This is a genomic window from Bradyrhizobium sp. I71 (assembly GCF_022354745.1).
Classification (GTDB): Bacteria; Pseudomonadota; Alphaproteobacteria; order Rhizobiales; family Xanthobacteraceae; genus Bradyrhizobium; species Bradyrhizobium liaoningense.
The window spans coordinates 2,366,102-2,379,991 of the sequence record NZ_CP059398.1 but is presented as its reverse complement, the minus strand read 5'-3'; the positions used below and the strand labels follow the sequence as shown (position 1 = coordinate 2,379,991).

16 protein-coding genes are annotated in these 13,890 nt (G+C 64.2%); 12 read left to right on the top strand and 4 right to left on the bottom strand.

All coding sequences use genetic code 11. From position 1 onward, the window contains the following. Position 1 precedes the first annotated feature (1 nt). The 5 genes from FJV43_RS11785 to FJV43_RS11765 all read left to right on the top strand — a co-directional run bounded on the left by FJV43_RS11785 (position 2) and on the right by FJV43_RS11765 (position 5,199). The gene (locus FJV43_RS11785) at positions 2-595 is read left to right on the top strand and encodes a TRAP transporter small permease (RefSeq protein WP_239629397.1); all 594 of its coding nucleotides are present in this window, start codon (positions 2-4) and stop codon (positions 593-595) included. 31 nt (positions 596-626) lie between these two features. Then, the gene (locus FJV43_RS11780; RefSeq protein WP_239627166.1) at positions 627-1,931 is read left to right on the top strand and encodes a TRAP transporter large permease subunit; all 1,305 of its coding nucleotides are present in this window, start codon (positions 627-629) and stop codon (positions 1,929-1,931) included. A gap of 327 nt (positions 1,932-2,258) precedes the next feature. Continuing rightward, positions 2,259-3,977, top strand: coding sequence for a PQQ-binding-like beta-propeller repeat protein (locus FJV43_RS11775; RefSeq protein ID WP_239627164.1), 1,719 nt, complete (start codon positions 2,259-2,261; stop codon positions 3,975-3,977). A gap of 141 nt (positions 3,978-4,118) precedes the next feature. Further along, complete coding sequence (locus FJV43_RS11770) at positions 4,119-4,397, top strand: cytochrome c (RefSeq protein WP_239627162.1); 279 nt, start codon at positions 4,119-4,121, stop codon at positions 4,395-4,397. Between the two features lie 34 nt (positions 4,398-4,431). Beyond that, a complete protein-coding gene (locus FJV43_RS11765) occupies positions 4,432-5,199 on the top strand; it encodes a transporter substrate-binding domain-containing protein (protein WP_239627161.1) in 768 nt (255 codons plus the stop codon). Between the two features lie 253 nt (positions 5,200-5,452). Here FJV43_RS11765 and FJV43_RS11760 read toward each other — a convergent pair whose 3' ends face one another. Then, positions 5,453-6,097 carry a glutathione binding-like protein gene (locus FJV43_RS11760; RefSeq protein ID WP_239627159.1) on the bottom strand — a complete coding sequence of 215 codons (645 nt, stop codon included), beginning with the start codon at positions 6,095-6,097 and terminating at the stop codon, positions 5,453-5,455. Between the two features lie 106 nt (positions 6,098-6,203). On the opposite strand from FJV43_RS11760, the gene FJV43_RS11755 reads away from it, so the two are divergent. Next, entirely contained in the window at positions 6,204-6,848 is a 645-nt protein-coding gene (locus tag FJV43_RS11755; protein ID WP_239627157.1) for a TetR/AcrR family transcriptional regulator, read from the top strand. Between the two features lie 64 nt (positions 6,849-6,912). On the opposite strand, the gene FJV43_RS11750 is transcribed toward FJV43_RS11755, so the two are convergent. Next, the gene (locus FJV43_RS11750; protein ID WP_239627156.1) at positions 6,913-7,878 is read right to left on the bottom strand and encodes a glyoxylate/hydroxypyruvate reductase A; all 966 of its coding nucleotides are present in this window, start codon (positions 7,876-7,878) and stop codon (positions 6,913-6,915) included. A gap of 139 nt (positions 7,879-8,017) precedes the next feature. Here FJV43_RS11750 and FJV43_RS11745 point away from each other — a divergent pair, with 139 nt between their 5' ends. The 5 genes from FJV43_RS11745 (at position 8,018) to FJV43_RS11725 (ending at position 11,081) form a co-directional block, all read left to right on the top strand. Beyond that, positions 8,018-8,386 (top strand): YciI family protein, encoded by a 369-nt coding sequence (locus FJV43_RS11745; RefSeq protein WP_131873874.1) that lies wholly within the window; start codon positions 8,018-8,020, stop codon positions 8,384-8,386. Beyond that, positions 8,383-9,684, top strand: a complete 1,302-nt coding sequence (locus tag FJV43_RS11740) for an RNA polymerase sigma factor (RefSeq protein WP_239627154.1) — start codon at positions 8,383-8,385, stop codon at positions 9,682-9,684. The genes FJV43_RS11745 and FJV43_RS11740 overlap by 4 nt, the downstream gene beginning before the upstream one ends. 124 nt (positions 9,685-9,808) lie before the next feature. Continuing rightward, positions 9,809-10,348: an SRPBCC family protein gene (locus FJV43_RS11735; RefSeq protein ID WP_239627152.1), complete on the top strand. Its 540-nt coding sequence runs from the start codon at positions 9,809-9,811 to the stop codon at positions 10,346-10,348. A 30-nt stretch (positions 10,349-10,378) separates the two neighbouring features. Beyond that, a complete protein-coding gene (locus tag FJV43_RS11730; protein ID WP_028179006.1) occupies positions 10,379-10,792 on the top strand; it encodes a VOC family protein in 414 nt (137 codons plus the stop codon). Positions 10,793-10,865: 73 nt separating this feature from the next. Next, positions 10,866-11,081, top strand: coding sequence for a hypothetical protein (locus tag FJV43_RS11725; protein ID WP_239627151.1), 216 nt, complete (start codon positions 10,866-10,868; stop codon positions 11,079-11,081). 639 nt (positions 11,082-11,720) lie between these two features. Here the strand turns inward: FJV43_RS11725 and FJV43_RS11720 are convergent. After that, positions 11,721-12,158: a hypothetical protein gene (locus tag FJV43_RS11720; RefSeq protein WP_131873882.1), complete on the bottom strand. Its 438-nt coding sequence runs from the start codon at positions 12,156-12,158 to the stop codon at positions 11,721-11,723. 127 nt (positions 12,159-12,285) lie between these two features. After that, positions 12,286-13,074 carry an SDR family oxidoreductase gene (locus FJV43_RS11715; protein ID WP_239627149.1) on the bottom strand — a complete coding sequence of 263 codons (789 nt, stop codon included), beginning with the start codon at positions 13,072-13,074 and terminating at the stop codon, positions 12,286-12,288. A 251-nt stretch (positions 13,075-13,325) separates the two neighbouring features. Between FJV43_RS11715 and FJV43_RS11710 the strand changes: the two genes are divergently transcribed. After that, positions 13,326-13,742, top strand: coding sequence for a YciI family protein (locus FJV43_RS11710; protein ID WP_239627147.1), 417 nt, complete (start codon positions 13,326-13,328; stop codon positions 13,740-13,742). Positions 13,743-13,890 lie beyond the last annotated feature (148 nt).

Genomic DNA, 13,890 nt, shown 5'->3' with positions numbered 1-13,890 from the left:
CGTGGTGAGCATCTCGCCCGAAGCTCCGCAGAGCCTGAATGCAGCGGCGCCAGCGCCGCTGCGCATCCTTCTCGACGGAATCGATCGCCTCGGCCGGCTCGACGGCTGGATCGGCGGCGGCTGTCTCTTGATGCTGACGCTGCTGATGCTCTGCGAGGTCGCAACCCGCTTCCTCTCGAACTTCCTGCCGTTCTTCCCGCCCAGCATCTCGATCGCGTGGGAATACTCTTCTTATCTCATGGCGGCGTCCTTCACTTTCGGAGCCGCCATGACGCTGCGTGTCGGCGGCCATATCCGCGTCGTGCTGCTCCTGAAGAACGTGCCGGCGCCGGTGCAGCGCGCGCTCGAGATTCTCTCGGCGGCGGCCGGCTTCGCCTTCATGGCGTTCCTGACCTCGGCCATGGCGAAATTCGCCTGGGCCGCGTTCGTGCGCGGCCAGGTCTCCACCTCGAGCGACACGCCGCTGTGGTTTCCGGAAGCCGTCGTCACCTTCGGCATGCTGCTGCTCACGCTCCAGTTTCTGGCACGCGCGGTCCAGGCCGCGCTCGGCCTGCCGCTGGAGGATCATCGCATGAAGGCCTCGCCCGTCGAATGACCGCTTTGCTCGCTCCCGGATCCAAGATCGCATGACCATCGAAGTCGTCGCCCTGTTCGCGATCTTGTTTGCGCTGCTGGCCTGCGGCGTCTGGATCGGCCTGACGCTTGCGCTCACTGCGACGCTGCTGCTCGCGATGTTCCGCTCGATCCCGCTCGACAAGCTGCTGCCTCAATATGCCTGGAATATCCTGACCACGCAGGAGCTGCTCGCGCTGCCGCTGTTCATCCTGATGGGCGAGCTCTTGTTTCGCACCCGCCTGTCGCGCTCGCTGTTCCAGGGACTGGCGCCCTGGGCCGGGCTGCTGCCCGGCCGCCTGCTGCATGTCAACGTGATCGGCTGCACCATCTTCGCGGCGATCTCGGGCTCGTCGGCCGCGACCACACAGGTGATCGGCCGCATGTCGCTCAACGAGCTGCTGCGCCGCGGCTATTCCCGCGACATCGCGATCGGCTCGCTCGCCGGCGCCGGCACGCTCGGGTTCCTGATTCCGCCGTCCAACATCATGATCATCTATGGTGTGCTCGGCGACGTCTCGATCCTGAAGCTGTTCACGGCTGGCGTGCTGCCGGGATTCCTGCTGGCCGCCACCTTCATGGCCTGGGTGATGCTGCATACGAGCCTCAATCCGAGCATGGTGCCGGAAACGGAAGCCAAACTCTCGCAGGTGCCATGGAGCGAACGCTTCGCCGCTCTGAAGGACCTTGCCCCGGCGCTGTTCCTGATCGCCTGCGTGCTCGGCTCGATGTATGGCGGCCTCGCGACGCCGTCGGAAGCTGCCGCCGTCGGCGTGCTCGGCGCGGCCCTGGTTGCCTGGGCGCAAGGCGCGATGTCGCAACAGGTCATGCGCGACGTGCTGATCGGCTCGGTCGTGACCTGCTCGATGATCGCGCTGATCGTGCTCGGCGCATCGATCCTCGGCAATGCCGCAGCCTTCCTCGGCATCCCTCAGGCGGTGGCCGCCTTCGTCAAGGGGCTCGGCCTGTCGCCCTTCATGCTGATCGTGGTGCTGATCGTCTTCTATCTCGTCCTCGGCTGCTTTCTCGACGGCTTCTCGATGATCGTGATGACGCTGCCGATCGTGCTGCCGATCGTGAAGGGCGCCGGCTTCGACGAGGTCTGGTTCGGCGTCTTCCTCGTGCTCGCCGTCGAAATGGCGCAGATCACGCCGCCCGTCGGCTTCAACCTGTTCGTGATCCAGGGGCTGACCGACGACGGCCTCGGCTACATCGCCCGCGTGACGCTGCCGTACCTCATGATCATGATCGGTTTCGTGCTGCTGCTGACGCTGTGGCCCGGCATCGTCACGATATTGCCGAAAGTGCTTTACGGATAAGCCACTTGGCTCCGGGATTGGCCGATCGAGGTCGAAACGGTCAGTGCCGCTGCCGTTTCAATTCGCCCCGTGCGTTAAAGTCGTCTTCTGCGCGCGTTCCGTGTTTGCACGCCCTGTGATCCGTCGTAAGCTGCAGCGGCAAGCAGAAGTACAACAGCAATCACACCAGTGAACGTGGCTCCTTCGGCGCTATCCGCCGAGAGAGGGGATATCTGTTGGCGACTCGGTCCGATGGAGGACGATCGACGCGTACTGAACTGCAAATGCCCCCTCGCGGCCGCGCTCACGAGACGCAATCAACAAACACAAGAGCGGGAGGAAGTGCAAATGAGAAAGCAGTGGCTCAGCTCGGCCTTGCCTGTCGTCGTCGTTGCGACACTTGCAGCGTCGGCGGCGTCGGCCCAAGCCGTGGATACGGCCCGCATCGAGGCCGCCGGCCAGAACGATTGGCTCACCTATCACGGCTCGTACAAGTCCCACCATTACAGTCCGATTGCGCAGATCAACACGAACAACGTCGCCAATCTGGGCGTGGCCTGGATGCACATCCCGGGGCGATCGACGCGCGGTCTGCAGTCCATGCCACTCGTGGCTGACGGGGTCCTCTATTATTCGGGCTCTTACAGCCGGGTCTTCGCGCTGAATGGCGCAACCGGCGAGGTCATCTGGTCGTTCTTTCCGGAACTGGACGAGGCGCTCATCAGCCGGCAGACCCACTCTCCCTACAACCGCGGCGTAGCTCTCGGCGAAGGCAAGGTGTTTGTCGGCACGATGGATGGACGTGTCTTCGGGCTGGATGCGAAGACGGGAAAGGTCCTCTGGGAGACCAAGCTGATCGACTCGCAGAAGCTCACGGTCGGCTTTACTGGCGCGCCGCTTTACGCGAAGGGAAGCGTGATCATCGGCGCGCAAGGTGGCGAATGGCCGGGCCGCGGCCCGATCTTCGCCCTCGATGCCACGACGGGAAAGAAGAAGTGGGAATTCCTGACGGTCGCGGGCACCGAAGAGGCCATGAAGACCTGGGGCAACGATTCCTGGCGCACCGGCGGTGGCGGCGGCTGGATGCCGGGCACCTACGACTCCGAGACCAACACCATCCTGTGGGGTACCGCGAACCCTGCGCCGCTCTACGACTGGTCGGGCGCCGACTACAAGACGCAAGGTGCGCGTCCCGGCGACAATCTCTATACGAGTTCGGTGATCGGCCTCGATATCGATACCGGCAAGCTGAAATTCTATCATCAGGAGCTGCCGCACGACGCCTGGGACTTTGACAGCTCCGTCGGCGAGTTCGTGATGCTGGAGCGCGACGGTCAGAAATACGTGGTTCATCCGAACAAGGGTGGCTTCGTCTTCGTCTACGACCGCAATCTCAAAGTGAAGAACGTCTGGCGGCTGGTCGAGAACATCAACTTCGTTAGGGATATCGACCCCAAGACCGGCGCGCTGATCGGCCGCCGCGATTTCTCGGTCGGGAAAGTCACTGAACCGCCTCTGTGTCCGTTCATCGGCGGCGGCATCAGCTGGAACGCCGGCTCGTACAGCCCGAAGACCGGCCTCTACTACAAGATCGGCCAGGAATGGTGCATGACGCTGGACATCCAGAAGACGACACCGGTCACGACGCCGCAGGTCCAGCTCAACATCGGCGCCGATTTCAAGATGACGCCTCCTCCCGGCGGCGAGATCTATGGCCATCTCGACGCGCGTGATCCCATAACGGGAGCGAAGAAATGGGAGGTCCGCTATCCCGAGCCGCCGCTCGGAAGCGTGCTGTCGACGGCGGGCAATCTGGTCTTCGTGCCGGACTCCCGCGGCGTCCTTCACGCCTATGATGCCGAAACCGGAGCCGAGCTGTGGAAGCACAACAACGGCACCGGTCACCAGGGCGGCATCGTCAGCTACTCCGTCGGCGGCAAGCAATATATCGCCGTGACCGCGGGCTTCGGCGGCATGCTGGCTGACGAGTATGCGCCGAACTTCGGCGGCGTATACAAGAGCATGCCGCGTGACGACGGCGCGCTCGTCGTCTTCAGCCTGAAATAGTTGCCGCAAACGATCGGCAAGGAGGGGGTGCAAGCCCGCTCCTTGCCGATCGCAACGGCCACCTGCTTCAGGAATGGAGTGGACGTGTTGAAGCTGCATTTGAGAACAGTTCCGGTCGGCGCCTCGTTGCTGTGCGCTGCAATGGCTCAAGCACAATCCGCGGCGCCTGCGCCCGAGAATGCGCCGTTCGAGGTCGAGCAGGTGTTCGCGGGAACTTGCGGGTTTTGTCACTCCGACGGCGGCCGGGCCGTCGGCAAGGGGCCGCAACTGATGAATTCGCCGCGCGACGACGACTTCATTCGCAATCGCATCAAGCTCGGCAAGCAAGGCGCGATGCCGGCATTCGATGGCGCTTTCACCGACGCGCAGATCGACCTGATCGTCAAATACATCCGCGCCTTGAAACCACGCGAAGGCTGAACCAGATCGCGATGCGTCCAGATGAGGGTGTGCAATGAAGGCGATCGTGCCGGTCATCGTCGCTGCCGCCATCGGGCTGCCGGGACCGGCGCAGGCGCGAACCCTGGACGCGATCCGTGAGAGCGGCATGATCGGGTTGTGCGCGCATCCCAATTCGCTTCCCTTTGCCCGCAAGACCGGCGAGCCGCCCGGCTTTCAGGTCGAGCTGGGACAGGTGATGGCCCGCGAGCTCGGTGTGGCGCTGAGGCTCGACTGGATCATCACGCAGTACCAGATGCGCAGCGCCGGCTGTGACATTCTTCTGGACGTCATTGCCGACCGCGAGGCGCAAGGCGAAACACGTTTGAGGATTTCGAAACCATATTATCGCACGGGCGTCGCGCTCGCGGTGCCGTCATCCAGCCCGCTCACCTCGTTCAAGAGTCTCAACGAAAGGACCAAGGTGGGAGTGCAGGTCGGATCGATCGCCGCCATGATCATCGGCCAACGGCGCGTGCCCCTGTCGACCTTCGGCTTCGAGAGCGACAGCCTGGAGGCCGTGTCGAACCGTGAGATCGATGCCGCCGCGGTCACGCCCACTGCGGCCGGCTATTTCAATCTGACGCATCCGGACAATCCACTCCGGATCCTGGATCGTGATGAGAGCGTGGCCGATCTCAACTGGAATGTCGCCGTCGGCATGATCCGCCCGGACGATGCGTTGCGCGAAGCCATCGACCGGGCCCTGGAGCGGCTGCGAAGCGACGGCACGATCGATCGCATATACGGCCGCTATGGGATCGTGCTGCAGGCGCCGAGATAGCCGAGCTGCACTCCGGAACCGCTTTCGTTGAATCGATTGCCGCGGCTCGTTCACCTCTCCCGCTTGCGGGAGAGGTCGCGCCCACCGGGTCGCGCCGAAGGCGCGCCCGATGACAGGCTCCGGCGCGGGTGAGGGCTTTCTCCTCTTGGGGATTGTCCCACTGGAGAAGCACCCTCTCCCCAACCCTCTCCCGCAAGCGGGAGAGGGAGCGCAACTCCGTCGTTGCAGCGATCAAGCCCCATTTCATCGTGTTTTACGCTGCGGCCTTCTTCCGCGCGAGCTCGGCCTTGTACAGCTCGAACTCCTCCGCGATCGCCCTGGCGATCGATGGGCGCTGGCGCAGGCGTTCGTAGTAGGCCTTCACGTTCGGCCATTTCGCAAGCTCGATCGGCGGCGTCGCCATGGTCCAGTTGATGACCGTGGCGAGATAGGCATCCGCCACGCTGAAATGGTCGAGCAGGAAATCGCGGCCCTTCAGATAGTTGTCGAGATAGTCGAGCCGCGACAGGTTCTTTTCCAGCGCGTAGGCTTTGGTTTCCTGCGGCGCCTTGCGGTCGAGCAGGGGAAGGAACAGGCCCTTGTGCAGCTCGGTGCCGATGAAGCAGAGCCATTGATGCAGCCGGGTGCGCTCGATGCCGGCGGCGGCGCCGAGGCTGGATTGCGGAAAGCGGTCGGCGACATATTGCAGGATTGCGGCGTTCTCGGTCAGCACCACGCCCTCATCGGTGCGCAGCGTCGGCACCAGACCGATCGGATTCACCGTGCGGAAGTCGGAACCGTCGTTCAAAACCGTCTTGGTCGGCGGATCGACTTCGAGATAGTTCGCCTTGGCGCCGGCTTCGTACAAGGCAACGCGTGTCGCCATCGAGCAGGCGAGCGGCGAGAAATAGAGATCCATCTGTAGCCTCCTTGGGCAATTTCTCTTTGGGTGTCGCTCAACCTGGCCAGATTGATTTCTGTACCATCTTGCATAATATATCCGCGGTCAAGGATTAATTTGCGACATGGTACAAAAATCGAAGCCGCCCACTGCTGCCACAGAGCCTAAGCGCCGCGGCCGCCCGCGCGCCTACGAGCCTGACGTCGCGCTCGGCAAGGCGCTCGATCTGTTCCGCAAGCAGGGTTTCGCGGCCACCTCGCTCGACGATCTCAGCGAGGCCACCGGCATGAACCGGCCGAGCCTCTACGGCGCCTTCGGCGACAAGCGCGAGCTCTACATCAAGAGCTACCAGCGCTACCGTGAGGAAGCGCGGGCCTCCATGGCCGCGATCTTTCGCGAGGAAATGCCGCTGCGCCAGCGCCTGGAGCGAATCTTCGCCTCCGCGCTGAACATCTATCTCTCCGGCGAGACCGGCCCGCGCGGCTGTTTCACGGTGGTGACGGCGGCGTCCGAGGCGGTGAGCGATCCCGAGATCCGCGCCATGGTGCTCGACGGACTCACCGAGCTCGACAAGGCTTTTGCCAGTTGCTTCCGCCGTGCCAGGGAGAAGGGCGAGTTGCCGGAGAGCGCCGATCCGGCCGTGCTGGCACAGATCGCATCAGCTACCGTGCACTCCATCGCCGTCCGTTCGCGCGCCCGCGTTCCGCGCAAGGAGCTGGAGGCGATCGTGAAGGGCGCGATCGATATGATGGTCGGCGCAAAAGCGTAGGCTGCCGTCGCGGGCAGGCGGAGACACCGAGCCTGGAGCGCCAGCGCTGGCGAAATCCAGGGGCTTAGTAGCCCCTTGTTCGATCCACCACGTTCTCCAGCGCCCCGCCGGCCTCGAACCGTCCGATCTGCTCGGCGACATAGGCCGAGATCGCGTCCGCGTCGGTGTCGGCCGCGTTGTGCGGCGTCAACACCACCTTGAGGTGGGTCCAGAAGCGGCTGTCCGCCGGCTGCGGCTCCTGCACGAAGACGTCGAGCGAGGCGGCGCCCAGCGTGCCGTCGTCGAGGCAGGCCAGGATATCGGCTTCGTTCTGAAGGCCGCCGCGGCCGGCATTGATCAGCACGGGCGCGCCGAGCGGGCTGTTGCGGTTGAGCTTTGTGAAGACGTCGCGGTTGAGGATGCCGTTTGTGTCAGGCGTCAGCGGCAGCAGGCAGACCAGGATGTCGGTCGTGCGCAGGAAGGCATCGATCTGCGCAGTGCCGTGGAAGCACGCGACGCCGTCGATCGCCCGCGGGCTGCGGCTCCAGCCGGCGACGCGGAAGCCGAGCCGCCGCAGCACATTGGCCGCATCGGCCCCCAGCGTGCCCAATCCCATGATTCCGACGGTGATCGCGCTCGCCGGCCATTGATATCTCGGCTCCCAGCGTTTCTCGCGCTGCGATTGCCTGAGGTAAAGCTCCTGGCGGTGATGCATCAGCACGTGCAGCACGACATATTCGGTCATGCGATTGGTGAGATCGGGCACGGCGACGCGTACCAGCGGCACATCGGGCAGGCTCCTGTCCGCCATCAGCGCGTCGACGCCGGCGCCGAGATTGAAGATCGCGCGCAGATTGGGGAACGCGCCGAGATCGCCCGGCACCGGCTTCCACACTGCGGCATAGTGCACCTCCGCCGGGTCGAGCCCGGCATCCGGCAGCAGCACCACGCGGCGGTCCCCGCAGACCGCTTCGAACCGGGCCTTCCAGCGCTCCGGCAGCCAGTTCTGCTGCGTGCTGTTGATCAGGACGGCCAGTGTGCCCAGGGTCATTCAAAGTGCCTCGTCGGTTCCGTTTGAGAAGGCCCTCCTTGGCACGATCTGCCGGATTTTTCTTGCAAATTTTTTCCGCAGCCATGTCGGCACGGGGCATATTGGCGCGTCTTTGAAACAGACGAGGAAAGTGTCGCCCATGCTCTACGCCATTCTTTGCTATCATGACGAGGATTTCGTCGGCTCCTGGAGCAAGGAGCAGGACGAGGCCGTGATGAAGAAGCTCGCCGTGGTGCAGGAGAAGCTCACCAGGCAGGGCCGGCTCGGACCGGTGGCGCGGCTGTTGCCGACGACCGCGGCGGCGACCCTGCGCAAGGAGGACCCGCCACTGGTGCTCGACGGCCCCTATGCCGAGACCAAGGAGCAGCTGCTCGGCTTCTACATCGTCGATTGCAAGAATCTCGACGATGCGCTCGACGTCGCGCGCGAGCTGGGCTCTGCCAATCCGGGCGGCGCATACGAGGTGCGTCCCGTGGGCGTGTTCCGGCCCGGAGGAAATCTGACGTGAGCGAGACCGACACCGCCTGGATCGAGACTGCGCTGACCTCGGCGCGACCCCAGGCGGTGGGCGCGCTGCTGCGCTATTTCCGCGATCTCGACACCGCAGAGGAGGCTTTTCAGAATGCCTGCCTGCGCGCGCTCAAGTCCTGGCCGCAGAACGGTCCGCCGCGCGATCCGGCGGCCTGGCTGATCATGGTCGGCCGCAACGTCGCGATCGACGAGGTGCGCCGCGCCCGCAAGCAGCAGCCGCTGCCGGAGGACGACCAGGCCATCTCCGATCTCGATGATGCCGAGGGGGCGGTGGCCGAGCGGCTCGACGGCTCGCACTATCGCGACGACATCCTACGGTTGATGTTCATCTGCTGCCATCCCCAGCTGCCGGCGACGCAGCAGATCGCGCTGGCGTTGCGCATCGTCTCGGGCCTCACTGTGAAGCAGATCGCACGCGCCTTCCTGGTCTCGGAAGCTGCGATGGAGCAGCGCATCACGCGCGCCAAGGCGAAGGTCGCCGACGCGGGCGTGCCTTTCGAAGCGCCCGGCGCGGTCGAGCGTTCCGAGCGGCTCGCCGGTGTCGCCGCGATGATTTACCTGATCTTCAACGAAGGCTATTCGGCGAGCGGCGACACCGCCGAGATCAGGAAGCCGCTCTGCGAAGAGGCGATCCGGCTGGCGCGGCTGCTGCTGCGGCTGTTTCAGAGCGAGCCGGAGATCATGGGCCTGACGGCGCTGATCCTGCTGCAGCATGCGCGCAGCGCCGCGCGCTTTGCCGAGGACGGATCGCTGATCCTGCTGGACGATCAGGATCGTTCGCTGTGGAACGGCACCATGATCGCGGAAGGTCTCGCGCTGATCGACAAGGCGATGCGTCACCACCGCAGCGGTCCTTATCAGATCCAGGCCGCGATCGCCGCGCTGCATGCGCGGGCAGCGACGCCGGAGGAGACCGACTGGACGCAGATCGATCTGCTCTATGGCGCTCTGGAAGTGGTGCAGCCGTCACCGGTGGTGACGCTCAATCGCGCGGTCGCGGTCTCCAAGGTGCGCGGGCCGCAGGCTGCGCTCGATCTGATCGAGCCGCTGGCACCGAAGCTCGCGAACTATTTCCATTTCTACGGCGTGCGCGGCGCCTTCCTGATGCAGCTCGGCCGCAACGACGAGGCCCGCGTCGCCTTCGACCGCGCCATCGCGCTCGCCAACACGTCGGCCGAAGCCGCCCACATCCGCATGCATCTCGATCGCCTGATCCGGGACAGCCAGCCGAAGCAAGCCAACGGCGGCGCGAGGCAGGGTGCGAAGGCGACGTGATGGTTCGCCGTCATTCCGGGTTCACCCTTCGGGTGCCCCGGAATGACGGCAGAATAATTTCGCCTTCGAATTGTCGGCCCCAGCCATCCCCCTTCGTCCTGTGCCCGTATCCACGGAGCCCCTCATGCTGAAAGCCATTGCCGTCATTGCCGTTCTGCTCGCCGCCGGGCTTGCGGGCATCCTCATCTTTGCTGTTACCAAGCCCGACACCTTCCGCGTCGAGCGGTCGCTTGCCGTAAAGGCCCCGGCCGATGCGATCTATCCGCTGGTCGCCGATTTTCATCGCTGGACCGGTTGGTCGCCCTATGAGACCCGCGATCCCGCCATGAAGCGGACGTTCGGCGGAACCGCGGCGGGAAAGGGTGCGACCTATGCCTGGGACGGCAACAACAATGTCGGTGCGGGCCGCATGGAGATCCTGGAGGCGAACGGGCCCTCCAAGCTCCGCATCAAGCTCGATTTCGAGCGGCCGTTCGAAGGGCACAACACCGCCGAATTCACCTTTGTGCCGCAAGGCGATGCCACTCTGGTCACGTGGGCGATGTACGGTCCAGCCCCGTTCCTGTCCAAGGTCATGCAGGTGTTCGTCAACATGGACAGCATGATCGGCAAGGATTTCGAGGCAGGTCTCGCCGGCCTGAAGAAGCTCACCGAGAAGCAATAAACCTCACTGCAAGCGAAGAGGAGAGAAACGATGCTCAATCCCTATCTGTTCTATCAGGATACTTGCGAAGCGGCCTTCAACTATTACGCCAAGGTTCTCGGCGGCAAGATCGATGCGATGATGCGGTCATCGGACGCGCCGCCGGACGTGCCGGCCGCTCCCGGCCGTGAGAAGATGATCATGCATGCACGGATGTCGCTGCCAGACGGCAGCGTGCTGATGGCCTCCGACGCGCCGGCCGAGCACTTTCACAAGCCGCAGGGCTTTTCGATCTCGCTCACAGTCAAGGATCCCGCAGACGGTGAGCGCAAGTTCAACGCGCTCGCCGACGGCGGCTCGGTTACCATGCCCTTCAGCAAGACGTTCTGGGCCAAGGGCTTTGGCATGTGCGTCGACAAGTTCGGCATTCCCTGGATGGTGAACTGCCCGGCGGAGGGGATGTGACGGGCGCGACCCCGTCCACGATCCGTTGAGTTGCGCTCCCCTCTCTCCAAATGCTGCGGGAGAGGGGACACGCATGAATTCCTTACGTCACGCACCGATCGGCCGTTCGTTCTCTCACCGGATTGATCCGGTGACGTTCTCGCTCGGCGGCGACGGCTCCACGCAGCGAGGGCAGATCAGGAGCTTGCTGCCGAGCCGCCTGTCGTTCTCCGCCTGTATTTCGTCATGGACCGTCCACCACGCCTGGGAATATGGCTGCAAGGTGCCGAGCACGCGTTCCCGCTCCTGATTGGGATCCGGCGCTGCGGGCGCGGGATTTGCCACGCGCCGCTTTGCCACATGAGGACGGTTCGGATCCTTGCCAAGACCATCCCACGCGATGGGGCGACGTTCCTGTGCTGGAGCGCCTGCGCAAGCAATCAGCGCTGTGCAAAAACTGAGCAAGATGAAGCTGTATCGAATCATGCCGGGGGCCTTTGCTGCGTATGCGACGCGCAATCCGCGTGAAACACTTCGCATCACGTCAGTTTAATGGAACTCAAAGCAAACGGACCAGCCGGCATGGCCGAATACGAATCGGAATTTCATATCACCTTGCGCGCAGAGTGAGGCCACTTCGTGAAACCGACTGCACCGCACAACAATTGGCGCAATATTGGGCTGTGATCTGCACAACAGAATCGCTAACTTTGCTTCATAAAATCTACAAACTAGGGCGGGGCGACTTGGAAGGGAGCGACCGATGGCGGCGGCGCTACAAATCAACTTTGCTCTTTGGGGAATGGTCATTTGCGTGAGCATGAAGCTCGCGCCGGTGGTCCAGACTTTGTTCTAGATCGCGAACTCTCTGATCGAAATCGTGCCGCGGCTTCCGACGATGGACGTCAGTCGGTCGCGAGCGATCGCGAGACTATGAACGACGGCTTCGTCACCGACATCGCGGATAGATCGCGGCGAGGTCGCGCCCCTTCAACAGCAGCAGCCGTGAGCTCAGGCCGCCGCGGCGGCTGATCCAGTCGCGCACTGGGCCGGGATAGGCGGCAAGCACCGCGACCGATGCTTCCGGCTCGGCATAGAAGCGCCCGCGCCGGTCCACGGAGCGCGCGGCGTGGAAGCCCAGCACTGCGCGCTTGGTGACGCAGATGCGCTCGCCCGGCACGATGCTCAGCACCAGCGTGCAGGCGGACAGGCAGGGGCCGTCGATCACGACGCGCTCGCCGCTCTCACGCACTTTCTCAAACAGATCGAGGAACGGCCCGACCTGTCCACCCGGCGACTGGATGATGCGGATCTCGGCCGCCGCGGGCGTGACGCCGAGCAGCGCGGATGCAAGCATCAGGGCTTTGAGGAAGGCGATGCGTCGCATGGCATTCTCCGAAATCTCGACATCCCAAGGCGGGCAAAGCGTACGTGCCCACCGATGGTACCGCAAATCCAGAGAGGTGGTAGGTGAGGCGCTCGCACGCCCTTTGCCCACCCTCCAATCTCCGTGCCTACCCGTTGCGCCGCTGGCCGCGCAGTGTTGGCAGGCCAATACCCGCCGCATCGAAGCCGCCATCAACGGCCAAAATTTGTCCGGTGATGTAGCTCGCGCTCGCCGAGCACAGGAAATAGATCGCTTCCGCGAGCTCCTCTTCCAGGCCGTAGCGGTTGAGCGGAATGGCGTCGTGATAGTCGGCGCGGATCTCCTTGGTGTGAACCTGCTTCGCCATCGCGGTGTCGACCGGTCCCGGCGCGACCGCGTTGACACGGATATTGAGGGAGGCGAGCTCGACCGCGAGCTGCTTGGTGAGGTGCGCAAGGCCCGCCTTGCTGGTGCCGTAGGCCGAGCGCAGCGTCGAGGCGCGCACCGCCGAGATCGAGGTGATGTTGACGATGGCGCCGCCATTGCCGTCGCGCATCAAGGGTACCGCCGCCTTGGTGCAGAGGAACGGTCCGGTGAGGTTGACCTCGAGCACGCGGCGCCAGTCGGCGTCCGACGTCTCCATCAGCGGCGCGAACACCGCGATGCCGGCATTGTTGACGAGGGCATCCAACCGGTCGAACCGCCGCTCGATCGTCGTCATTGCAGCGCTGACCGCGGCCGCATCCGAAACGTCGCAGGTCAGTGCCAGCGTCGCCTCGCTCTGGCCGATTTCGGCGACCGCGCGGCCGAGCAGTTCGCCCTCGATGTCGAGCAGCGCCACGCGCCAGCCCTCGGCCAAGAATTTCTTCGCGGTCGCAAGCCCGATGCCGCGTGCGGCTCCTGTGACGAGGGCGACTTTTTGCAGGGCTTGCGGCATTGGCTGATCTGTCCTGTGTCGGGGAGGGGCGCGAGCGCCGGCCCCTTTTACTTCGCTTTGGTTCCGGCATGAAAGGCCCCCGTGCCGCGCCTATCGAGCCCGCTTCGGTCCCGAATGCGCCTGCCGCAGTCGCGTCGGCGCGCCTTTAAATAATTCCTGCCCCCGCTGTCGGCTCGGCTGAAGGCCGTTCGTCCTAGAGGGGAACGCGGGCCGGCTGTTTCCGCCCGCAGGACATATCACGGAGCAGGTCGATGCGTTTCATGGTGATCGTCAAGGCAAGCCAGGATACCGAGGCCGGCAAGATGCCGACCACGGAGATGCTGGCCGCGATGGGCAAGTTCAACGAGGAAATGGCCAAGGCCGGCGTCATCGAAGCCGGCGAGGGCCTGCATCCGACGGTGAAGGGCGCCCGGCTCAGATATTCGGCGTCCGGGGCGGGCGTCACGCGCGGCCCGTTCAGTCTTTCGCCCGACTTGATCGCCGGCTTCTGGCTGATCAAGACTGCCTCGCTGGACGAGGCCATCGACTGGATGAAGCGTGCGCCGTTCGAACCAGGCTCGGAGATCGAGATCCGGCAGGTGTTTTCGGCCGAGGATTTTGGCGAAGCCTTCACCCCCGAGCTGCGCGAGCAGGAAGAACGCACGCGCGCGTATGCGACGAGGAAGTAGCTCCTCCGACGCCGTCATTCCGGGGCGCGCAGAGCGCGAGCCCCGATGCGCAATTGCGCAACAGGGAAGCCAATGGGTGGCGGCAATGGTGGATCAACGGATTCCGGGCTCGCGACCCTGTCGCGCCCCGGAGTGACAGCAAGTGACG